The 22,853-nt window shown below is 39.6% G+C and carries 24 protein-coding genes; 12 read left to right on the top strand and 12 right to left on the bottom strand.

What is annotated here, in order from left to right; all coding sequences use genetic code 11:
* Positions 1–4: 4 nt before the first annotated feature.
* The 10 genes from cas4 to MTTB_RS01680 form a co-directional block, all read right to left on the bottom strand.
* On the bottom strand, positions 5–493 hold the full coding sequence (cas4, locus tag MTTB_RS01725; RefSeq protein WP_248564810.1) for a CRISPR-associated protein Cas4: 489 nt from the start codon (positions 491–493) through the stop codon (positions 5–7).
* A gap of 11 nt (positions 494–504) precedes the next feature.
* Positions 505–2,907 carry a CRISPR-associated helicase Cas3' gene (gene cas3 / locus MTTB_RS01720; RefSeq protein ID WP_248564809.1) on the bottom strand — a complete coding sequence of 801 codons (2,403 nt, stop codon included), beginning with the start codon at positions 2,905–2,907 and terminating at the stop codon, positions 505–507.
* Positions 2,908–2,948: 41 nt separating this feature from the next.
* Positions 2,949–3,641 carry a CRISPR-associated protein Cas5 gene (gene cas5 / locus MTTB_RS01715; protein ID WP_248564808.1) on the bottom strand — a complete coding sequence of 231 codons (693 nt, stop codon included), beginning with the start codon at positions 3,639–3,641 and terminating at the stop codon, positions 2,949–2,951.
* A gap of 10 nt (positions 3,642–3,651) precedes the next feature.
* On the bottom strand, positions 3,652–4,563 hold the full coding sequence (cas7i, locus tag MTTB_RS01710) for a type I-B CRISPR-associated protein Cas7/Cst2/DevR (protein ID WP_248564807.1): 912 nt from the start codon (positions 4,561–4,563) through the stop codon (positions 3,652–3,654).
* Position 4,564: 1 nt separating this feature from the next.
* Positions 4,565–6,250: a hypothetical protein gene (locus MTTB_RS01705; protein WP_248564806.1), complete on the bottom strand. Its 1,686-nt coding sequence runs from the start codon at positions 6,248–6,250 to the stop codon at positions 4,565–4,567.
* Positions 6,243–6,962 carry a CRISPR-associated endoribonuclease Cas6 gene (cas6, locus tag MTTB_RS01700; RefSeq protein ID WP_248564805.1) on the bottom strand — a complete coding sequence of 240 codons (720 nt, stop codon included), beginning with the start codon at positions 6,960–6,962 and terminating at the stop codon, positions 6,243–6,245. Before cas6 ends, MTTB_RS01705 begins: the two co-directional genes overlap by 8 nt.
* A 936-nt stretch (positions 6,963–7,898) precedes the next feature.
* Positions 7,899–8,204 (bottom strand): hypothetical protein, encoded by a 306-nt coding sequence (locus MTTB_RS01695; RefSeq protein WP_248564804.1) that lies wholly within the window; start codon positions 8,202–8,204, stop codon positions 7,899–7,901.
* Positions 8,205–8,361: 157 nt separating this feature from the next.
* A complete protein-coding gene (locus tag MTTB_RS01690) occupies positions 8,362–8,733 on the bottom strand; it encodes a hypothetical protein (RefSeq protein WP_248564803.1) in 372 nt (123 codons plus the stop codon).
* Positions 8,734–9,265: 532 nt separating this feature from the next.
* Positions 9,266–10,030: an ABC transporter permease gene (locus tag MTTB_RS01685; protein WP_248564802.1), complete on the bottom strand. Its 765-nt coding sequence runs from the start codon at positions 10,028–10,030 to the stop codon at positions 9,266–9,268.
* Between the two features lie 125 nt (positions 10,031–10,155).
* Positions 10,156–11,097 carry an ATP-binding cassette domain-containing protein gene (locus MTTB_RS01680; protein ID WP_248564801.1) on the bottom strand — a complete coding sequence of 314 codons (942 nt, stop codon included), beginning with the start codon at positions 11,095–11,097 and terminating at the stop codon, positions 10,156–10,158.
* 141 nt (positions 11,098–11,238) lie between these two features.
* On the opposite strand from MTTB_RS01680, the gene MTTB_RS01675 reads away from it, so the two are divergent.
* The 6 genes from MTTB_RS01675 to MTTB_RS01650 all read left to right on the top strand — a co-directional run bounded on the left by MTTB_RS01675 (position 11,239) and on the right by MTTB_RS01650 (position 16,853).
* Positions 11,239–12,048, top strand: coding sequence for an ATPase domain-containing protein (locus MTTB_RS01675; RefSeq protein WP_248564800.1), 810 nt, complete (start codon positions 11,239–11,241; stop codon positions 12,046–12,048).
* A gap of 9 nt (positions 12,049–12,057) precedes the next feature.
* The gene (locus MTTB_RS01670) at positions 12,058–12,651 is read left to right on the top strand and encodes an ATPase domain-containing protein (RefSeq protein WP_248564799.1); all 594 of its coding nucleotides are present in this window, start codon (positions 12,058–12,060) and stop codon (positions 12,649–12,651) included.
* A gap of 8 nt (positions 12,652–12,659) precedes the next feature.
* The gene (locus MTTB_RS01665; RefSeq protein ID WP_248564798.1) at positions 12,660–12,962 is read left to right on the top strand and encodes a circadian clock KaiB family protein; all 303 of its coding nucleotides are present in this window, start codon (positions 12,660–12,662) and stop codon (positions 12,960–12,962) included.
* A complete protein-coding gene (locus MTTB_RS01660) occupies positions 12,928–14,868 on the top strand; it encodes an MEDS domain-containing protein (RefSeq protein WP_248564797.1) in 1,941 nt (646 codons plus the stop codon). Before MTTB_RS01665 ends, MTTB_RS01660 begins: the two co-directional genes overlap by 35 nt.
* A 92-nt stretch (positions 14,869–14,960) precedes the next feature.
* Positions 14,961–16,304 (top strand): MBL fold metallo-hydrolase, encoded by a 1,344-nt coding sequence (locus tag MTTB_RS01655; RefSeq protein WP_248564796.1) that lies wholly within the window; start codon positions 14,961–14,963, stop codon positions 16,302–16,304.
* A gap of 72 nt (positions 16,305–16,376) precedes the next feature.
* Entirely contained in the window at positions 16,377–16,853 is a 477-nt protein-coding gene (locus MTTB_RS01650; RefSeq protein WP_345894019.1) for a pyridoxamine 5'-phosphate oxidase family protein, read from the top strand.
* Positions 16,854–17,125: 272 nt separating this feature from the next.
* Here MTTB_RS01650 and MTTB_RS01645 read toward each other — a convergent pair whose 3' ends face one another.
* Complete coding sequence (locus tag MTTB_RS01645) at positions 17,126–17,980, bottom strand: UbiA family prenyltransferase (RefSeq protein ID WP_248564795.1); 855 nt, start codon at positions 17,978–17,980, stop codon at positions 17,126–17,128.
* A gap of 54 nt (positions 17,981–18,034) precedes the next feature.
* Here MTTB_RS01645 and MTTB_RS01640 point away from each other — a divergent pair, with 54 nt between their 5' ends.
* From MTTB_RS01640 to MTTB_RS01615, 6 genes are all read left to right on the top strand, one after another.
* Entirely contained in the window at positions 18,035–18,667 is a 633-nt protein-coding gene (locus tag MTTB_RS01640; RefSeq protein ID WP_248564794.1) for a diacylglycerol/polyprenol kinase family protein, read from the top strand.
* 11 nt (positions 18,668–18,678) lie between these two features.
* Complete coding sequence (locus tag MTTB_RS01635; RefSeq protein ID WP_248564793.1) at positions 18,679–19,263, top strand: nucleoside/nucleotide kinase family protein; 585 nt, start codon at positions 18,679–18,681, stop codon at positions 19,261–19,263.
* On the top strand, positions 19,260–20,042 hold the full coding sequence (locus tag MTTB_RS01630) for an MBL fold metallo-hydrolase (protein ID WP_248564792.1): 783 nt from the start codon (positions 19,260–19,262) through the stop codon (positions 20,040–20,042). Before MTTB_RS01635 ends, MTTB_RS01630 begins: the two co-directional genes overlap by 4 nt.
* Positions 20,043–20,069: 27 nt before the next feature.
* Positions 20,070–20,921 (top strand): hypothetical protein, encoded by an 852-nt coding sequence (locus MTTB_RS01625; RefSeq protein ID WP_248564791.1) that lies wholly within the window; start codon positions 20,070–20,072, stop codon positions 20,919–20,921.
* Positions 20,922–20,971: 50 nt separating this feature from the next.
* Positions 20,972–21,217 (top strand): DUF2769 domain-containing protein, encoded by a 246-nt coding sequence (locus MTTB_RS01620; protein ID WP_248564790.1) that lies wholly within the window; start codon positions 20,972–20,974, stop codon positions 21,215–21,217.
* A gap of 110 nt (positions 21,218–21,327) precedes the next feature.
* Complete coding sequence (locus MTTB_RS01615; protein ID WP_248564789.1) at positions 21,328–22,425, top strand: inositol-3-phosphate synthase; 1,098 nt, start codon at positions 21,328–21,330, stop codon at positions 22,423–22,425.
* Here the strand turns inward: MTTB_RS01615 and MTTB_RS01610 are convergent, their stop codons facing one another.
* Positions 22,426–22,842 carry a V4R domain-containing protein gene (locus tag MTTB_RS01610; RefSeq protein WP_248564788.1) on the bottom strand — a complete coding sequence of 139 codons (417 nt, stop codon included), beginning with the start codon at positions 22,840–22,842 and terminating at the stop codon, positions 22,426–22,428.
* Between the last annotated feature and the right edge of the window lie 11 nt (positions 22,843–22,853).

Raw genomic sequence — 22,853 nt, 5'->3', positions numbered from 1 at the left:
TTTATTAGACGGTACAAAATTCATAATAGCTACATCGACGACAGTAAGGCTTAAAAACAGCAGGCGGAGGATTTTTTTCTTCAATAATTTTCTTTATGTTATCTAATATTCTTTCTATTTCTCTTTCGATATCCCTGGTTAGTTTAACTTCTTCTCTCTTCCTCTCAGTTGGGTAAAGGATCACTCCATTAACATCCTTCCCCGTGAATTTTTTAATGTACCATAAATAATAGTAAAGCTGCCATCTCACAGGTTCTTCGAGTTTACTTGATTTTTTTACCTCAAAAACAGTCAAATTTTTGTTATTTATAAAATCTACTGCGATATCCCCAAAATTTATACTCTTATTATTTCTGGAATAACTCTTTTCATGTATCATTCTCCCAATCAGAATGTCCTCGTTATCATAGTTCATGTTTATCTGCTTGGAGAAAAACCAGAGCTCCCTTTTGCATGCTACATAGTACTGTATCATCACACCGGTTACTCTCATGAAGATCACAGTCAAATAAAATTCCAGTCATCCTCTTCTTCAAGGTCAAGACCCGATTCGTAAGTGTAACTGCAACCATGGACAAGATAAAATCTTTTCATCTCGTCTATCCTGCCCTCCTTTAGCATATTAATAAAGAGATACTTAGGTATTCCAACCGTGTTTTCAAATCTGTCAGCATCCTCATCACCAGCAAGAACTGCAGGAACAACATCGATTTTCGCGAAGCGATCATCAATGTTCCTGAGGGCTAGTAACTTTGAAATCTCTTCAAGGTCCTCTGTCCTGAACCTTACACTGTAGGGGCCTTTTTTTTCTATAACTGTACAGTACTTATCATAACCCTTTTTAAATTTATTTTTAAATTCAAAGTGAATCTGTTCAATTTCAAAAAGAGATCTGTAAAGATCCGATACCATTTCAGCCATTTCACCCAGGGAGGGTGTTCCCTCTTTAACCATGGTCTTTGAACATTCTATCACATTCCTTTCATATGGGTAAGACCAGTCTCCTCTTTTATTTTCAGCTTCAATTTCCATTGCTACATAAATCTCACCCATCCTGAGGGGGTCTTTATTCCTATTTATCCTCCCCGCCCTCTGTACTAGGGCGTCAAGTGGCGCTATTTCAGTGAAGAGGACGTCAAAGTCTATATCCAAAGAAATCTCAACTACCTGAGTTGCAACAAGAACCAGCCCCTTATCCTTCCATTTTTCCTTAAATTCAATTTCATTCTCTTTGCCTTTTCTGTCCTCTTTGGTGAATTGTGAATTGTAAAGTATGAGATTCGTGCTTTTATCGAAAGATTTGCTTGTATTAAAAACTCCTGACTCCTTCAAATTTCTATAAACCTCTTTAGACTTACTTACAGTATTAGTAACTACTAGAACTTTCTTTTTTTCCTTGAAAGCACGGACTATATCATCTGTTTTATCAATTATCTGGGATTTTTCTGTTTTTAAAGTGAACGGCCTGTAATCAAAAAGGTCATTTTCAGTTATCATCCTGTATTCAATGCCCTCAAGGAGGAACTTTTCAATGTTTTCAGGAAACGTGGCGCTCATTATGGTGAACTTGCAGCCTCTAACCCGGAGTTCATGTAATATTCTCTTAAGAGCTCCCAGCATCTGCCAGTCATAGGAGTGTATCTCGTCAATTATCAGGAGGCAGTTCTCAATATTTAATTGTGATAGGGGCCATTTTTTCACGTTGAAAAAACTAAGAACGAATGCGTCCAATGTTGATACTGTCACGGGCTTTGAAAATGTCTTATTCAGGATCTTTTCTTTCCATATCCTCTCATTATCATCGTATTCTTCTTTAAGTATAATCGATGAAGACCCGTGCAGTATGCCTACGTTTTCATCCCCAAAGTAACTTTTAAGTCGTTTGTACATTGAATTACTTGTAACCTGTGTGGGCATTGTATATATGATTTTCGTATGTTCATTTTTCACGTTGTTCAGGGCCCAGAGTAGTGATGCCTCTGTCTTTCCCTCCCCTGTAGGTATCTTTATAAGGAGATTTTCACGGCTCCTGGATGCTTCTTCCTGGAAGGCCTTTTTAACAAATTTCCTTTTTTTATCATTGGCTCTGAGTCTGATTTTTTCCCAGAATTCATCCGTTGAGATAAATTCCCGGGTGGTTATATATGAACCGCTGGCAAGCCAGTCAGCCCTTATCAAGTTACCTGTTATGAATCCATAAATCTCCCTTATTCTTTTCTTCTCTGAGGTGTTTGATTCGCTGAGAATAATATTAAGACTGTCTAAAATACCGTTTTCATCAAAATTCCATGAAAAATTGGATCTTAATAGGTTATAAGGATTTTCAGATGATATCTGGAATCTGAATGTGTAAGGGCACTCCCTTTTAAAAAATTTTTTATAGTATTCCGGATAAGTTTCAGCGAACTTAAGGGTTTCTTTGAAGAATTTGGGGGGATCCATGTCCTTAAATTTTTCATCAGAGTATATTTCATCATGTAAAACCGTGTGATGTGTAAGTATTGCAAGCGTAACATAATCAATATCATCTATGGTCAGGTTAAGGTTGTGTGTAAAGTAGATTGAGTAAAGGGGATGGTATGATTTTCCCTTGTTGAGAATCTTGTCATTATAGAACTCAAGGGTCCCCTTTCCAAGGTCATGGAAGAAAACTGAAAAAAAGATCACATCCAGAAGAGACTGTTTACTGATATTATACCTTTCTGCAAATGAATCGAAAACCTCCCTGTTTTCATTTAAAAAATCCTTGAGGGCATTCAAAGCCTTTTCAGTGTGTCCCTGGAGAGTAAATGGTTCCTCGCTACCGGTTTTTGCTATTAGGTTCTTCTCAAAAAAAGAAGGTTCCCTATCATAGATCTGAACAAACTTGTCCTTATTTTTCACTACAAAGTCCCGCAGTTCAACCATGTACTCACCTTTAAATTAATAGTCATTGTAGGGATGTCTGATCAGATCATTTCTACGTTGTATGCATATTCCCTGTCAAGATGAACTCTTTTGTTTTCCCTGACATCAAATTCGAATCCCAGAGACTCCACCACCTGGACAAAATCCGTGGGCTTCCGCGGGGTTACTTTCCTGTCGAAGTTAAGATTGACTGTTATTATCCTGGGTGGAAATAGAGGCACATTATCCCCTTTAGGGCAATACTCGTATTTCATTCCCTCATTGTAAGTAAAGACACTGTGGACAACCGAATCATCTTTAGGTTCCATTTCAATCTTTTTTATGTCCCTTATCAGGACCAGTTCATCGTCCATTCCAAGAGAGGGTATCCTTGAGGGATACCTTAAAAATTTCATGATATCCCCAAGGAGAGGCTCTTCAGCGGAAGTGTAAATCAGGAATTTGCCTCTGTAAATCTTTTCGCGTTGTAATATGTCCCTGCCGGCTCCACTAGCCTTCCATTTTTTGAATGTCCATGCATCATTGAAAATGGATTCTATGTATAATGGTACTATCCCTACTTTGATGTCATCAAGGAGCTGGTAGTATTCTTCCTCAGTTTTGCCCATGATATTTGCCAGGAAGCCCGCTACCTGGGTCTTTGTGGGTGCAAGGTATGTGAGCTGAAATACTGATGTCTGGGGCATCCTGAAAGAATTTATAAGGCCCTCTGCAATGAACCTCACTGCTTTCATTTTAACACCGTTAAACCCATTCTTTGACACGGTCAAGAGCCCTGTTAACGGAGGTTACCTTATCATTAAATTCTGATTTTATCTCTTCCTCATTGGAGAATATTCCGGATCTTATGCCTATGCAGTAGTCTTCAATTATTTCATTGAATTCGTCGATTATCTCCTTTATATATTCTATTTTAACATTTCCGTTTTCATCGACATCGAGGGCATTGAGGAAAATTGGAGTTCCTGCCTTCTGGAGCGTTAAAACCACTAATTTTGGAGTTAAGTCATCAAGAAGTCTTGCCTTTTTCGCTCCACCGTCTATGTTCTTTATTGCATCGACAAGGTACCCTATCCTTGATTTTTTCTCTTCAGGTCCTATGACGGTCTCGATATCATAATTCAGCTCGTCAACAGTTGAGCCTATGGCGTCAATATCCATTACGATATTTCCTTTCATGAAATTAAAGGTGTTGATTTCAACTTTTACAAGATCCCCTCCTTCCTGGCCTTCCTTCTTCCTTGTGAGGAGATCGCTCTCCCCCTTCCATGGGAAGATGCTTATTAATGGTGACACCTTTACAGGGGACCAGCGCCTAAGAGCCATTTTCCCCGAACCCTTAGCGGCTTCCATGAAACCAAACAGATCAAGGTCAGGATGGTTATCCAGTATCTCCCTGTATCTCTCATCTCCCTTACTTTTAGTTTCAATTACATATTCGCCGTTCTTATCTAATTTTGTAATTTTCATTCCAAGCTGGTTCATTGTCTCCTTCAGGTAGTATCTCAATGCCTGTCCTGACACGTATGGGAAATAGTTTCCTTTACTGTCCTGAACTTTCTTCAGAACTACCATGTTCCCAGGGTTTTCACTGCTGTTGAGGTTGTCGATGCTGACCCGGGTTATGTATCCAATATTCACAAATTTTCTGCTCATGTTAATTTCCCCCTTCTTTGTTTTTGGCATATTTGGCGGCTAGATACTTCTGTATTGCATAAATAGCAAGATAATTCTTTATTAAGAGGATTTTTTTGTTATTGTCTGCTTCTTCCAGGATGTCGTGTATCAGCTCGCTGTATTTTTTACCTGTTTCATTTGCCTTAGAATTCCATATGGCTCCAGCGTCTTCTTTCATTACTTCATATTCAAGGTTCTTGAAAAACTCTGTGAGTCCTTCAAGGTTCCCTATTTCCCTCAATGGGTACAGTATGTCCTTGTTCCCGTACTGGGCTGCAAAGTAGCCTATCCTGTCTCCCACAAGTCTGCATATTTTATGCAATTCCTTTAATTCTGTCATTTTAGTTACCTCCAAGTATTCTTCAAGAAATTGATAAAGTAATGAAGGATTCAAGCCGGACGGATTATCCAAAGATAAATTATAAAAAGAGAGATCCATTATGACAGGGTCCAGAGGAAGACCCAGTAGTATTCTCCTTGAAAGTTCCTTCCTAGGCAAATTCTTGACCTCAAATTTACTTATATTCTTGTAATATGCATAATTTATCAGTGTTTTTAAAAAAGAAGTGTTTGAGCTGTTTTTTATATCTCCTGTTTTCTCAAAGAACTCTGATATATATGAAAGCCTACTATATACCTGTAGATAATCCACGCTCCTTGAAGTCACTATAAAGTAAAATATGGAAAGATATGAGAGATCATCCCTGTCCAGAATCTTTGATTTAACCTTATATATTAAAAGTAACAGTTTTGAATACACGTCAGTTGCTGCGAAATCTCCTGCTAGAATGAAATTAGAACGGTTATTTGATTCTTCAAGGTAATCTGCGGGAATTTTCAACTTCCTTTTAACATGATAAAGGAATCTTAAAGAAGGTGCTGCTATTATGAAAACGTTATTATTATGAAAATAATTATTTAAAAGACCGTACCTGTATATTAAATCACACATAAAACAGGCGGTTATGTCTTTCCTTGCTCTTAAATCTCTGAAAGATGGCTTTGAGTCCCCTGTTCCGAAATCAAATATCAGATTAGAAGATAGTATTGTGAACTTTTTTTCTTTTTTACTTTCGGCATCGAGATATTTTGAGTATTTAAGTCCACAGAAGAAACATTCATCGCCTTCATGAATTTCCTTTACCTTATGTGCAATCTTTTCACCAAGCTCTTCAGGTTCTAGGTGAATCATGACATTTCCACTTTTACCGTACTGAAGACTCTCATTTTTACCTATCTTTTTATCGAAGTTTCTCTTCACTTCCATTTCTCTCTTTTTTAGAAATTCCAGTTTTTCTTTGGGAACGCTGATTTTCGGTAAAAGATCCCTTGTCCTCTCGGATCTCTGGAGGAATGGTTTAACATTAAGTTTTGGCCTTATTACAACATCATCAATCCGGGGGTCATAGTAAGGTTTGTAATTTTGAGTTTCCTCAAATACTCTGGAATAATAAATACTGCGTAAAATGAAATAGGCTTCTTTCAGGTCCTCAAATGTCCCCTTGAACTCAAGAGAGGTATCCTTAAGTCTGAAATCCGAATTTCTGTACCTCACCGTATACTCATCGATGTTTTCAAATCTCTCATCTGATCTCATCTCTGAAAGTATATTTACAAGGCCGTTGTCATATAGAAAGTCGTGCTTGTTAAAATTTATCTCAACCATTTTTGATACTCTCCACGGTGTTTAACATTCCAAATCCAAGTGAATTTTTTTCACCGAGACCACAGTCCAGTAGGAAATTGTAAAACTTCTTATTATCCATGTTAAACTTTTCAAGGTTCTTCCAGAGTGTACCTATCACTATAAAAAGTTTATCTGCTTTTTTGAGTCTAACCGCCACTTCACGAGCATATTCAAGCCGGTCAAAAATATTCCCTTCAAAGTGGTATTCGTCATCATAGAATAAATTATACTTTTTCAGGGCATTTTCCTTTAGTCGGTCCATGAAAAACTGGAAGTCATGAGTTTTCTTCATTGAGAAATAGTAATTTTTTCTCGCATCCTGGTACAGGATGATAGGGGTGCTGGTTATGAACTGTCTTTTAAGTCTAGCTTTGAATAGACTTACTGATTCTATTTTAACTGGGTACTTACCAAGATATGCAGATTTGTTCCTTTTAAGTTCTCTTTCAAGGGTTTTTATTAACTTAAAGTTAGGAGATGATATTATTATCTTCTTTAATTCGCCCTTTTTAAAATCGGATACTGGAAAGATATTTGAGAAACAGAAGTACTTGAATCCATCTATGTCATGGTACTCCGAGAAGGAGTTACTTCTTTTTAAAAAAGAATAAATAAAACCTTGGATAGTGTAATTGTTAATGGCAGAGTATTCAAATTCTTCATCACTTTTAAATTTGATGAGAAGTCTCATATACTCACACCTCATTTCTAATAGTGATACAAATCTATTAACATATTATATCCTACGTACAATACTAATAATAAATGTAATATATAAATTTATCTATCTTCTAATAAAATAATAAAATTTTAATGTGTGTGTTTATAGTCTACAAATAAACTTAACCTCCTGTGAACAGTACCATGGTCTTACTGTTTTTTTTATCCTATTTGGAGGAATCATCTCCTACTGATAATTGCTTGAATTAAAGACTAGCCATTACATGAGGTTCTGTTCTTTCTTGCTGAAGAGGAATGCTACTACTATCACCGAAACCATTGCAAATAGTGATATGACAAGCACATTCACTTCAAGATTTCAATCCCATTTTGGTCTGATTTTAACTTGATTCAATCTTAGAATCAGATGATTTATTATAAGTGGTAGTAAGGGCTTGTTCTTGATAAATTCCCTGAAAATCCATACATATTCGTCTTTCTTTACTTGTAAGTTTTGGTTCAAATTTTTTCTGATAGTATCCTCTACTAATAGAGTAGCTTGTAATCTGGAAATGCCCATGTATTCAACATCTATAAATCGCTGATTATTGATCCCTGCGTGTCTTATAAGGTAGAGGTTTTCAAGGACCCACCATGACTCCGTTTCTATTATAGTGTCAATAACTGTTTGCCATGTGCCTCTAAAAATGCTATTTGAATCCTCTTCACTTTCAAGCTTCGATTTTCTGAGCTTTAAACGTTTGTTGACTTTATATGTTATAAAAATGTCATTGGAATAAAATACCAGATTACCAATCTTCCTGTAATATTCAAATGCACGGTCAACACATAATAAATATACAAAGAGGTAAGGAACGATTTTTATTAATCAGTACTAATCGGGACATAATAAATGTTGGGTGCTTTTGTATAAGATTTTAAAAATTTGTTTATGGTTTTGTCCAAATTACTGAGATGCTCTTCTTGATCTATTTTGGAAGCTATTACATAAGAATTTTTCTTTTTGCTCTTTATGATTTGTTGAAGTATTAAAAAACAAAAAATTTTTATAAAATTTATTATCAATCGGTATCCTGTAAAATTTGAGACGTTCTTTAGGGATATTATTATTACCAACGACTTCTGTGATCCATAAATTATTTAAACATTCATCAAGATTATTGATTATCTCTTTAAGCTTTACGGCATTTTTAAAAAACTTTTCCCCATACTTTTTAAATTCTTTTTCTGAAGTAGCTTGGAACTTCTCCATGTCTTCGCATCTTAATTTCCGAATATTTGATATATTAAGAAATTTTTTTATTTCCTCTTTATTTTCCCTAATAATTTCCTTTTCGATATCTTCAATTTCTTTAACTTTCTTTTTTAAAATCTCGGAGCATGTTCTACTTTTCTTTTTTCTATTATTTCTATTTTTTGTTTCTTTTCCAAAACTTCGTGGTCGCCTTTGTTATGTAGTTTTCCCATGTAAAGTCGAATATTTCCCTTCTTGACTTGAATTTTCTTTTATTAATTCTGTTTACAAAATTTTCGATAATCTTTTGGGGGATCGTTGAACCCTTCCTTTTTATTTCAGAACAAATATATGCAAATGGGAAAAACCCATAATATACAATTTCTTCATTTTCTTTTACTCTTTTCTGTATCTCTAAAATATCCCAATCATAGATCTCCTCTAAAAGACTAACAAGTCCTAACATTCCTAGATCTATAATCCAGTTACCAGTAAATTGCAAAACAGGCTCACTCATTATCCTTGCTTTGTTAGAAGCCTGTATCATGTTTTTGTCACCATCCCGAATCCCATACTGTTCTTTTCACTAAAGCTTCAGTGTGTGCGAATTTGATGAGCTTGGGGTCAGCTTCTCTCTCAAATCCCATATGACAAGCCTTATGGTATGTTTCGCTCCTCTCCTTAATCTATATTCTGAACCCCCAAACGATTCTTAGTTCATACTTTATAAATTATCAATTTTTAACTATGGATAATAAAAAATAATGAAGTATGTATAATTATGTTGGTAATACAACTTTAAAATATAAAGATGTTAAATTTGATCCTTTTTTCCCAAAAAGACGGCTTAAACTTCCTATTTACTTCCTATTTTAATTATAAAAATCCAATTTAAGGAAATTTAAGGAATTCAATTAATTTATTCATAAACACTTTCCTAGTATTATTACGAATATGAACTTACTTAGATTAGACGGATTCCTGCGTAATCCATAATAAATTATCTTTTGGATTCCATGTCCCATTTTTTGAACGAGGGGATTCCACCGAAATGAATGTCAAAATTAGCTTATATTTTTTCACATTAAGCTTTGTTCTTTTACATTGAACATGAAAGCCGCTAAGAAAACCATCATAACCGCAAACGCACTGATAACAAGAACATTGACCTCAAGGGGGAATACTGAATCTCTGAGTATTGTATAGCGCATAGCATCCACACCATAAGTCAAAGGGTTCAAGTAAACCGCACTTTTCAGCCATGCTGGCAGACCAGTAATTGGGAATAGGGCTCCACTTAGTAGGAATATGGGTAGCACTATGAAGCTCATTATGAGGTTGAATCCTTCCATGCTATCTGTGAAGGCTGCTATCATAAGTCCTAGGCCGCCGAAGCCCATGGATATTATGAGTGAAAGTATCAGAGTGACCAGGAAGCATGCTGGGGTCATTATGATTCCCACAAGGAATGATAGTAATAGTAGGATGGTTGTTTGTATCATTGAGGCCGTGCTTATGCCAAAAGCTTTCCCAAGGACTATTGATGTTCTTGAGATTGGGGCTACGAGTATTTCTTTGAGGAACCCGTATTGTCTGTCTATTATTACTGATACGCCGGAGAATATGCTTGTGAATAGTATGGTTTGGCCTATTATGCCCGGGTAGATGAAGGCTCTATAGCCTCCTGGGACTGTTGCGAATCTTATTGATGCTCCGAGTCCTGTTCCGAATATTATAAGCCAGAGTAGTGGTGTTACGATGGATGTGACTATCCTTGATCTGTAGCGTAGGAATCTTTTCATTTCCCGCAACCATATGGTGTATATTCCCTCTATTTCACCCATTGCAGGGGGTCTCCTATTCTTTTTGGTTGGTGGATGAGCTTGAATTTCCCTTCCTGCTATGTTTTTTATTTTTTGTGGTGGGGGTGCGTGCCTATCCTAGTGGTGTGTGGGGGTCTCTTCTTTTTTTATGTTTCTGTTATTTTGGTTCCTGTGTATTTTATGAATACGTCTTCGAGTGTGGGGTGTTCTAGTTCTACGGATTTTATGTTGAAGTTTTGTTGGGTTGCGAAGTTCACTATATCTGGTATGAGGTTTTCACCCCTCTCTACTAGTAGTTTCACTGTTTCTTTGGTTATTTGTGTGGCGTCTTTCACTCCTGGTAGTTTTTGGATTTTTTCTGTGAATTCTCTGGGTCTTTCTACTTTTACTTTTATTGTGTCTGCTTTGAGTTCTCTTTTGAGTTTTTGGGGTGTGTCTGCTTTTATTATTCTGCCTTTGTTCATTATGGCTACCTGGTCGCAGAGTTTGTCTGCTTCTTCCATGTAGTGTGTTGTGAGTAGTACTGTTACGTTTTCTTCTCTGTTGAGGTGTTTTATGTATTCCCAGATGCTTTCGCGTGTTTGGGGGTCTAGGCCTAATGTTGGCTCGTCTAGGAATAGGACTTTGGGGTGGTGTATGAGGCCTCTTCCTATTTCTAGTCGGCGTTTCATGCCACCTGAGTATGTTTTGACGTATTCGTCTGCTTTTTTTCCGAGGGCTATGAGTTCGAGGACTTCTTGTATCCTTTTTTCCCTTATTTTTCGGGGGACTCCGTAGAGTGCTGCGTGCATTTCTAGGTGTTCTCTTCCTGTTAGCATGTCGTCGAGGGCTCTTGATTGGAATACTATGCCGATGGAGGCTCTTACTTTTTCTGGTTCTTTGGTGATGTTGTATCCGTTTACTTTGGCTGTGCCGCTTGTTGGTCGGAGTATTGTGCATAGCATTGATATTAGTGTTGTTTTCCCGGCTCCGTTTGGGCCTAGGATGGCGTAGATGGTATTCTCTGGTACTTTGAGGTCTACTTTGTCTACTGCTGTGAAGTTGTCATATTTTTTGGTTATCTTTTCTGTTTCGATGATGTATTCCATCTTCTCCACCACAAGCTTCCTATTGTGTGTGTGGGGGTGCAGGTTCCAGTGTTAATCATCCGGCTTTTTTTTTGATGTTTCGCTCTTTATAGAAAATTTTTATTATAAGATGTTAATAATAATATTAGTGGACTCTCTTCTATGGTGGGGGTGAGTTTTTTGTGGGGATCCTTTAGGCCGGTTGAGAAAACTCGGACTGGTATTTGGGGTGTTGATATTATAACCGGGGGTGGTCTGCCCCGGGGTCGTAATACTCTAGTTTATGGTGGGCCCGGGACTGGTAAGACCTTTTTTGGCATGCAATTTCTTATTAATGGTGCCAGTCTTTATAATGAGCCTGGTGTTATGGTGAGTTTTGAGGAGAGTCGGGATAACCTCCTGGAGAATTTCAGATTAGAGGATAACCTCCTTGAGGAGCTTATCAGAGAAGATAAAATATTCATAGAGGATTTGTCCTCCCTTTTTGGTGTTGAAAGTGGCGATTATACTCTTGATGCTCTTTTCGTGCGCCTGGAGGATGCTATAGAACGTGTGAATGCTAAGAGGATAGTGATTGATAAGGTTGACACTCTACTTTCACACTTTCGAAAGGATATGAGGGACGAGCTCGTCAGACTCATAAAATGGTTAAATGGCAGGGGCCTTACAAGCATATTCACCAGTGGGGAAAATCCTTATGGTGGGGCTACCCACGGACTCGAGGATTACATATCAGATTGTGTCATCCACCTTAAACACCAGTATAGGGATTATATAGGCACAAGATACATGACCATACGAAAATATAGGGGCTCAGAACATGGCTTGAACGAATATCCCCTGCTCATAAATTCAAAGGGTTTATCATTGTTCCCCATAACCTCCCTTAAACTCGATTATAGTGTAAGTCATAGGATAGTGTCCAGTGGCATCCCTGAACTTGACGATATACTCGGGGGAGGATTCTACTAGGGGTCGGCTGTGCTGATCTCAGGGACCACTGGCACTGGTAAGACAAGTCTCGTGTCAAAATTCGCCCAGGAGGCTTGTAAGAGGGGTGAAAAGTGCTTGTACTTTGCGAATGAGGAGCCCAGAGATCAGATAATCCGTAACATGAAATCTGTTGGGATAAACCTCAAAAAATTCATCGAAGATGGAAAACTCCTTATACACGCTGAAAGACCCACTACACTAGGCCTGGAAGCCCACCTAACAAGTATGCAGGATATCGTGCGTGATTTCAAACCAGATCATGTTATAGTAGACCCCATATCCGCGCTCACAGAAGCCGGTTTCGCCATAAAAGACCTTTTCATAAGATTCACCGACTTTCTGAAGAATAGGAAGATAACCTCCATTCTAACATACCTTACAATAGGTGGCACGCCATTAACAACCACCGAGATAAGAATATCCTCTCTCATAGACACTTGGATCATATTAGACCAGTTAGAAAAGGGTGGAGAATATCTTAAAATTTTAAGAGTCCTTAAAAGTCGTGGCATGAGACAGTCCACACAACCCAAAGAAATCAAACTAACCAAAAAAGGTATAAAGATAAAAAGAATAAGGTGAAAAGACAATTGAACGATAAGATAATACTCAGACTATATACAACCCCCCAAAACCCCCATGCAAAAGCAGCCACCGAGACGCTGCAAAAAATCAGAAAAATAGGGGTGAAGATCGACCTTGAGATCATCGACATCACCAAAAACCCCAAGTTAGCCAGGGAGAATCATATTATCGCAATACCAACCCTCGACAAGATAAAACCCAAACCTACAAGGAGGATCATAGGAGATCTATCAGATGATAAAGCCCTCCTAAAATTCCTAGGAGTGTCCAAACTTGGAAGAGTCCCAAATAATCCTAAAAGTTCATGACCACACCTGCCTAATCTACGAAAAGAAAGAAGAATGGGAAAAAGTTATAATACCATTCATCACAGAAGGACTCAGGAACAACGAGAAATGCCTTTACATAACAGACCAACACGAACCCAAAGCAGTGAAAAAACACCTACAAGGTAAAGGATTCAACACAGAAAAGCTAGGCAACCAATTCCAAATAATCCACGAACATGAAGCATACACCAGAGAAGGCCACTTCGACCCTGATAGGATGATAAAACTCCTAAAAGAGGAGACAGAAAAAGCCATAAGAGAAGGCTACAGTGGCCTTCGCGTTACAGGGGAGATGACATGGACACTAAAAGGTATACCAGGTAGTGAGAGGCTGATAGAATACGAGGCGAAACTTAACAGGTTCTTCCCAAAGGCCAAGTGCGTGGCCATCTGCAAATACAAAAGATCAGCCTTCGAACCGGAAACCCTCAAAATGATCATCCTAACCCATCCAATCATAATATGGAAGGGGAAAGCCTATAGAAACTTTTATTACATACCACCCGAGACGCTCCTAGATGGGAACCCAGCCCAGTTAGAGGTTGAAAATTGGCTCAGGAACCTTAAACGTGAAAATGACTTCATAAAATCGATTAATATGCTTACAAGATCATATAAGAGTTTCATCGACCATTCACCTTTTACCGTGGCGGTTAAAGATTCCAGTTCAAGGTATCTTATTGTGAATGATAAATTTTGCAAATTCGCAGGTAAAAAAGAATCAGAGATACTAGGGAAAAGCCCTTATGAGATATTCGATGAAGAAACTGCCAGTATCTTGGAATATTCAGATGAACTACCATTAAAGGGTGAAGATATCAGTTTTGAGATGGAAATTAACGATCGATACTATCATACCATAAAATTTCCAATTGAAACCCCCACTAAAGAAAAGGGGATAGGCTCCATCATATTAGATATTACTGAGAGGAAAAAATTTGAAGAGAAATTAGAAAAGTCAATGAAAAGTTTCCTCAACATAGTCGAAGACAGCCCAGAGAGTATATTTATCACCAACAAGGATGGTAAAGTATACTATGCAAACCAACAAGCCCTAGACTACTTCGGCCTAGAAGCAGAGGATATCATAGGAGAAACCTTAGGGAAACCACTTAGACCATATTTAACCCAGGAAATTGAAACTTTAGCAGCCGATGGTAGTATAAGGTATGCAGAATTGAAAACAGCCAAAACATACTGGGAAGAAGAGGAATGCACCCTCATATCAATACGTGACATAACCAAAATCAAAGAATATGAAAAATCCCTTGAAAAAAGCCTAAGGGAAAAGAACACAATGCTCGCGGAGTTACACCACCGAGTCAAAAACAACCTCCAGGTTATAATAAGCCTCATAGACCTGCAAAAAAGGCACATGAAGAGCCCGGAGGATAAAGAGCAGATAGAAAAGGTGAACAATAGAATAAAGGCTATTGCACGAGCCCATGAACGACTATACCTAGCAGAGGACCTATCATCAATAGACCTCAAAGATTACCTAGAAGATATCCTACTAGAATTAAAAGCAACATACCAGAAACCAGGGATCCAATTTGAATGTCAAATCCAGGATATAAAGCTCAACATAAACCAGGCCATCCCCTGCGGGCTTATAATAAACGAGGCCCTGACAAATACCATGAAACACGCCTTCCCAGAAGGTGAAGGGAGAGTAATCATCAAAGCGTACAAGAAAGACAATCTCATCAACATCAACATAGAAGATAATGGAGTCGGACTCCCCGAAAACTTCAAACCAGAAGAAACATTAGGTATGAGAATCATGCACGCCCTCACCAGACAACTTGATGGTGAAATAAGAATAAAAGGAGAAAAAGGCGTGAAAATCCGATTAAGATTCCCACACCCCCAAAACCGAGGGTGAAGATCATAACCGCGTGTTAAGTCGCATCCTCAAAATATCATCCCATACTGTGAATATCAACAGACACCCACATGCCATTAGGAGTGTAAAAATTGATACTTGAAATAATAAAATCAAAGGGAATATCCCATAATTCCTATTTTCTAGGATCTGATGGGGAAGCCGCGGTCATAGACCCGCGTAGAGACGTTAAAATCTACCTCGAACTTGCAATGGAACATGATATGAACATACGCTACATCTTCGAAACCCACAGGAACGAAGATTACACCATAGGATCACTAGAACTTAAAAAATATGTTGATGCCGAAATACTCCATGGAGACAAACTAGACTTCAAATACGGGACCAGTGTAATTGAAGGAGACATCTTCGAACTCGGATCCCTAGAACTCGAAATCCTTGAAACACCAGGCCACACCTATGAGAGCATATCCATAATCACAAAAGATAAAAACATCCCATTATTGGTGTTTGTTGGTGACGTGCTCTTCCCAGGAGAAGTTGGAAGAGTCGACTTCTTCGGTAAAGAGAAAATACCCCAAACCGCAAGCCTACTCTACGAGAGCCTACATGAAAAAATACTACCCCTAGGTGACCATGTTATAGTATGCCCGGCACATGGCGCCGGTTCGGTCTGCGACGCCCAGATAAGAGACCAGGACCTTACAACAATAGGATATGAGAAAATAACAAACCACATCCTAAAATTGGACAAGGAAGCCTTCATAGAATATAAAAGGAGAGAGGAACTCTACACGCCACCATACTTCAAGAGGATGGAAAAGAACAACCTAGAAGGGGCGCCACTAGAAAACCCCCACCTAGAACCATTAAATGTCCAAGAATTCAATGATATGATCAAAGAAGGAGCCCAACTAGTGGATGTAAGAAACCCCACAAGCTTCTGCGGGGGCCACATTCCAGGGAGTCTAAATATCTGGGGTGATGGCTTCCCCGCCTTCGCAGGATACTTCCTAGAATATGATAATCCAATAATCCTAGTAGATGAAAGAGGATCCAATGACCTTGTAAGAAGATCCCTGATAAGACTCGGATATGATAACAAGTATGGGTATCTGCAGGGGGGTTTCCCAACTTGGTACATTAATGGGATGGAATGTGAAAATTTCGAGGCATGGACTGTAGACCAGCTCAAATCACACATTGATGAGGGTGGTGATTTCACGATCCTTGACGTTAGGAAACACTCAGATCGTGAAAAATATCACATAGAGGGTTCCATGCATTGTTGGGTTGGTGACATCCCAGAAAACTTGGATAATATACCCGATAATGTAGTTGTCTATTGCGACTCGGGCTATAAGTCAACTATCGCGGCGAGCTTGCTTAAAATGAATGGATACAATGTTAAAACCGTCCTTGGCGGGATAAACGCTTGGACGAGGAAAGGCTACCCAATCATGAAAAGTTAGGGAGGTTTAGTATTATGGGAATCGTTAAAATACCATTAAGAAAGAATATGACGAGTTTATAGGCGAAAATTCATAAGCATAGCCTTCAGCGGAGAATACCCATATATAGCACCATTCCTCTACGTATTCGATGGAGAACACCTATATTTCCTGTCAACCAAATATGGGCGAAAAATCGAACTTCTAAAAAACAATCCCTACGTTGCAGTGGAGATAGAAGAATTCAAACCAGACCTTTCAAGTTACAAATTCGTGACCCTACAAGGTCAGATCGTTGAAGTCACAGACCCCAGTGAAAAAGAAAGGGTTAGAAAAATGTTCGCAGACATGATCAAAGAAAAAGGCCTTTCTAGGAAGGTGCTTAAGGCCCTGGGCCATTCCCCTGAAGATCCGCTAGCATGCCTTGTTAAAATGGAAAGATCCTATGTCTGGAAACTTGTAGATGTTGTTGACATAACCAGTATAGTGGAGAATAAACCTAAAAAGGGTGGGATACCCCCCACAGTATTATCTCACCAGGTTAATAATAAAATCGGCCCCACCTGCTAGGGGGTGGGAAACTCCAATGTGAGGGTATAGCGTCGAAGACGTGGAAGACTAAAAAAATCCGACTATGAATGTATTGGGGGGCTGTTATGATAGTTTCACATGTTGGAGAACTCTAAGGTGGAGATTAACATTGACTTGACATACTGTTATGATAGTTTCACATGTTGGAGATAATGAGAGCGGGTAAAGGGGAGGGTAAAATGGGGGGTGAAATTTTAACCCTCCTCAAAACCCTTATTCCCTTTGTCATGTTTTCACTGTATATTAACCTTTTAGGTGAATATAATCCCCAATATTATTCTTGTTATTGTCCTGCTTCCTAGTGCGAAGGCTATGAATGTGATCCCCATCCCTATTTTTATCTGCTTGGAAACCTCCCCAGCAGTTTCCTTCCTTGGATCCTTTAAAATCTTGAATGCGGCCTTTAAGAATACTATTATCGCAATTGATAAGATTGGAATGTAGAGGATGCTGAATATGTTTATAGTGTAGAGTATTGGGCTTGTTAGACTGGCTATGAGCATGAAGGTGGCGGCTATTATACTCGCGATCCTGTGCCCATATTTAATTGGTAGTGTTGTGGCTCCCTCCATCTTATCCCCTTCTATATCCTCCATGTCCTTGATTATCTCCCTAGCCATGGTCATGAGAAAGGCATAAAATCCTATATACGCTGCCTTCACAGTCTCACCCACTATTAAACCCCCAAATACGAAACTTAAACCTGTTAGGAATGATACCACCAGGTTGCCGATGAAACATTTTCTTTTAAGCGTATGGGCATAGTATATCATGAGCAGGGAACTTCCAACCACTATAAACCCTGGGAGCGGGCCGAGATAAAAACCGAGTGCTGATGCTAAAATGAAAAGTCCAATCCCATAGGCGCCAGCAACCCCCCTCCTAATGCGCCCAGAGGGTATAGGCCTCTGCGGCCTGTTTATAGCATCAATCTCATAATCAAAATAATCATTAATAACATTACCAGCCCCAGTGGCTATGAAAACAACAAAACATGCTACTAGAACCCTTAAATCGAACTCCCATCCTATAAGGGCCACTAAAAGGACTGAAACCACGGCCATGATAGCATTAACCGGCCTTAATATCTCCATATAAACCTTCATCACAAAACCCCCAACCAAAAATCAAATATACCAAGGATAGACCTTAATCATAATATGAATGACATCATCGGATTGCTACTAGTATATGGTTATGTTGCAATTTTACTCTTCATAGCAGATAAGTTCCAAGACCTGAATATTAGCCGGAAATTTGTACATATAATGGTAGGTAATATCATCTTTATATTACCGGTCTTTAAAAGTTGGTGGGTTATGACACTCCTCGCGGCAGCACCATTCATCCCCTTAACCTTCCTTATAAGCCCATACTCTCCACTCAAAATAGAACACAAGGTCTCATCCTATGGTCATAGCCTAGGACTCGTATACTATTCTATCTCATGGACCCTCCTAGCCCTATTATTTTTCGACCACCCATGGATCATCGCCATTGGCATAGCAGCAATGTCATATGGTGACGGTCTAGCATCACTCATCGGCGAAAAGTATGGTAAAAGGAAATATAACATCCTAGGGGACCCTAAAAGTGTTGAAGGATCCCTCGCAATGTTCATCACACTCCTTATAACACTCCCCCTTGTCCTATTCTACTATCAAAAGCCGGTAACCTGGCCTATAATATTCGCCATAGCCGCCACAGCCACTATAATAGAGGGCGCCACCCCAAAGGGACTTGATAATATAACAGCATCTGCGGGGGCTGTGGCAGTTTATCTCCTAATCTAGGGTTGTTTACTATGAAGTTCATAGTTATTGACGGGTTAGATGGGGCGGGCAAAGACACACATGCTAAACTCATAAAAAAAAGATATGAGAGTATGGGGGAGAAGGTTATATTCAGGTCGCATCCAGAGGATGACAACCCATATGGTAGGAAAGCGAAAAAAGCCCTACTCAAAGGCGGGAAAATAAACCACTTAAAAGCGAGCGTATACTATGCATTGGATGTTATAAGATCCCTCAGATTATACTATTGGTCGAATCCAGGAGCAGACACCATAATATTCGTAAGATATCTTATGGGAGTGGCCTACCTACCATCAACACTAGCCAGGATACTATACCATATTTTTTCATTGGTTTTACCCACCACAGAGTATATGTTCTTCCTTGATGTTCCACCCCAAGAATCATTAAAACGCCTCCAAAGGAGAGAAGAACATGAAATGTTCGAAAACCTTGAAGATCTCAAGCGCGTCCGCGAAAAAGCCCTCAAATTGGCTGAAAACTGGCATATTATAAACACTGAGGATCCTATAACAGATGTTCAAAAAAGGATTAACAGGATCCTGGATAAACTCGACCAAAGGGGTAGCCTATGAGGATAACCTGTCTCATAGAAGATAACGCTCCCAGCCAATTCAAGGTTGAACATGGATTATCACTCTACATAGACAAGTTCAACCTATTATTTGACATGGGACAATCACATTCCTTCATCGAAAACGCCCAGAAACTTGACATAGACATATCCAGGATAAGATATGCTATCATATCCCACGGACACTATGACCATGGTGGAGGCCTACCCCACTTCATCAAAGAGAACAAAACAGCAAACATCTACATTGGCAATAGCGCGTTTTCCAGACGCTACGCCAATAACAACGGCTCCTGGCGTTATATTGGACTAGACAGTGGCCTGGAGGATAACCCGCGGATAAAACACCTAAAAGAAGACACAAGATTATCTAAAGGCTGTAATATACTGGTTAACATAGTGGATCTTTTCCCACCCCCGAAGGACAACCATAAACTCTACAGGATATCCGAGGATAGGATCGTAAAAGATGATTTCAGGGATGAAGTAATCCTAACCATAGAATCAGGGGATGGTCTAATAGTATTAACCGGATGCTCCCACCGTGGCATCCTCAACATAACAGAGACAATAAAAAGAAAATATGATAAACCCATAAAAGCCCTCATAGGGGGCTTCCACATAAAATCCAAGGAAGCCCCGGGGCTAATACGCCCATTCAAGGACATAGAAGAAATATACACCGGACATTGCACATCAAAGAGAGCATACAACATACTCAAAAATAACCTAGAGAATATAAAACCCCTACATACAGGAACCCAAATAAAAATCATTTAATAGTATAAAAATAAGAAAATTATCCCCATGAAAGCCAAGATCATAATTCTCCTATTAACTGTCACATGCCTTGCAGGTGTTGTGGCCGCCCACCAGCCACGACTCGCACCATCAACCGCCCCAATGGACAATCCCATCATCATAAAAAAACCGGAAATCTCACAGGCATTCTACGGCCAACTAAAAGGCGAAACAGTCTATTATATGATAGAATCCCCCAAAGAATTCAGACTATACGTCAACATCCTAGTACCAGACAACCCCGGAGAGGATCAACTAGTATACGCTAGAATACTAGACGATAAAGGGAAAACAATAAAAGAACTGGGCCCAGGGGACTGGGAACCCTACTTCGAAGAGTTCGGGGGCGACCATTACCTTAAAGGGCCAGAATTCAATGAAACCCTCCCAGGTGGAAAATATTATATAATGGTATTCAACGAAGAAAATAAAGGCAAATACGCCCTCGCAGTCGGTGACATAGAAACATTCCCAGCCGACGAAGCCCTCAAGGCAATAATACTCCTACCAATACTAAAAGCAACCATCTTCAACGTACCAGTACTCGAATCCTTCCTACAATTCCTGGGGATTATCATGGCCATGGGCGCCTTCATATCCCTAAACTTCACAGCCAACAAAAACCTTATAAAAGTCAGCTGGGCCGGTATCATATTAACAACAATAATGTGGGCTCTCCACTACCTCCAAAACCCCCTTAATATACTCGCAAACATCCAAAACATTATATTACTGGTGACGATAATCCTAACCGGGAAATTCAACAAGGAAATCATCCAGGATAAAATGCCCACCTGGACCAGCAGAACCCTAATAATATTCTGGTTAATCTTCCTATTCCTCAGAGTAACAATATAATGGGGGGGTAAAATGGCAGGTTCCAAGAAGAATATACAAGGATAATGGCAATGGACAAAATAGAAATGCAAGAAGAAGTTAAAAGGTTGTCAGAGGATTGTGCATGCCCATCATGTCCATCATATAAGGAATGTGGTGAAAGACTATTCTGCATCCTAGGAGAATCAGAATGTATAAAAGATGAGAAAGGATGCCTATGCCCCACATGCCTAGTAGCATCCACCCTCGGCATCGGGATTTCAAAAAACTTCTACTGTACCAGAGGCTCTGAAATGGATCAAAGAACCAAACCATAATCCTCCCAAAAAGCGAAAGATTTAATAATCTGGATAAGCATGATTATAGTAGTTGATCATTCTAAACCTTCTCCTTTAGAATAAACTGGAAATTGGGAAGGGTGTTCTAATTGGGTAAGATAAAAATCGCTATCATAGGCGTTGGGAACTGTGCAAGTTCCCTAGTCCAAGGAATATACTATTACAAGGGAAAGGATGAAAAAGATGCCATAGGATTAATGCACTGGGATATAGGCGGTTACAAACCAGAGGATATAGAAGTTGTAGCCGCATTTGATGTTGACAAGAGAAAAGTGGGGAAAGACCTGAGCGAGGCAATATTCGCCCCCCCAAATTGTACGAAAATATTCTGTGAAAACATACCATGGATGGACGTTGAAGTCTCAATGGGCCCCGTCCTCGATGGTGTAGCAGCCCACATGAAAGAATATGACGAAAAATACACCTTCTCAGTCGCGGATGAGGAACCTGCAGATGTTGTGGGAGTCCTCGAGGACAGTGGCGCCGAGATACTCCTAAATTACCTGCCAGTTGGCTCGGAGAAGGCCACACGCTACTACGCTAAATGCGCTCTCGAAGCCGGAACAGCCTTCATAAACAACATGCCAGTATTCATCGCAAGCAACCCCAAATGGGCGTCCAGATTCGAAGAAGCGGGCCTACCCGTCATCGGAGATGATATAAAAGCCCAGATAGGGGCTACAATAACACATAGGACCCTAACACAATTATTCAAGAATAGGGGTGTTAGGTTAGATAGAACATACCAACTAAACACCGGTGGAAACACCGACTTCCTAAACATGCTAAACCGGGACAGACTCCATTCAAAGAAAAAATCAAAGACAGAAGCCGTACAATCCATCCTAGGCGATGAAAGACTAGACCCAGAGAACATCCACATAGGCCCAAGCGACTATGTACCATGGCAAAAAGACAACAAAGTCTGCTACCTTAGAATGGAAGGAAGAATCTTCGGCGACGTTCCCATGAACCTCGAACTCCGCCTCAGTGTTGAAGATTCGCCAAATTCCGCAGGTTGCGTCATAGACGCTATAAGATGTTGTAAACTGGCACTCAAAAGGGGAATTGCAGGACCCCTAACATCCATATCAGCCTATACAATGAAACACCCACCAATACAATATCCTGATAATGAAGCAGCCAAGCTAGTTGACAAGTTCATCAACGGGGAAATTGAAAGATGATCAAATCTCCTCAAAAAGGCAAGTTTTATCCCCAAGACCCCAACACTTCACTTCCCTCAAATCTATATTATCCTCAAGAACCGGCCCGAGGAAACCCGCCAATAGGCCGCCTTCAAAATGACAGAGCGGCCTCCCAACCCCAGGGAGCCCGGAGCAGGTGGCGCATTCATCCACCCTAACCTCAACAGGGTCTGTGCTTAGGATTGTTACCTTACCTATTCTCTTTTCCCTGAAAAAAGCAACAATCTCATCTAGTGAATCTATTTTCATCTTCGTGGTCGCGTCCTTCGCACCATTGTATATTAGGCCATCCACCCGTTCACCCAGCATTTCCACTGGTAGGAAGCGGATTATCCGGAAGAATTCAACATCAACGAACCTTCCAATGGTGGGCCTTTCAATCCTTCCAAATTCCATATAATCAACCC

This window comes from Methanothermobacter tenebrarum, assembly GCF_023167465.1.
Classification (GTDB): domain Archaea; phylum Methanobacteriota; class Methanobacteria; order Methanobacteriales; family DSM-23052; genus Methanothermobacter_A; species Methanothermobacter_A tenebrarum.
The sequence above is the reverse complement of the archived record's forward strand: the minus strand, read 5'-3'. Positions and strand labels throughout refer to the sequence as shown.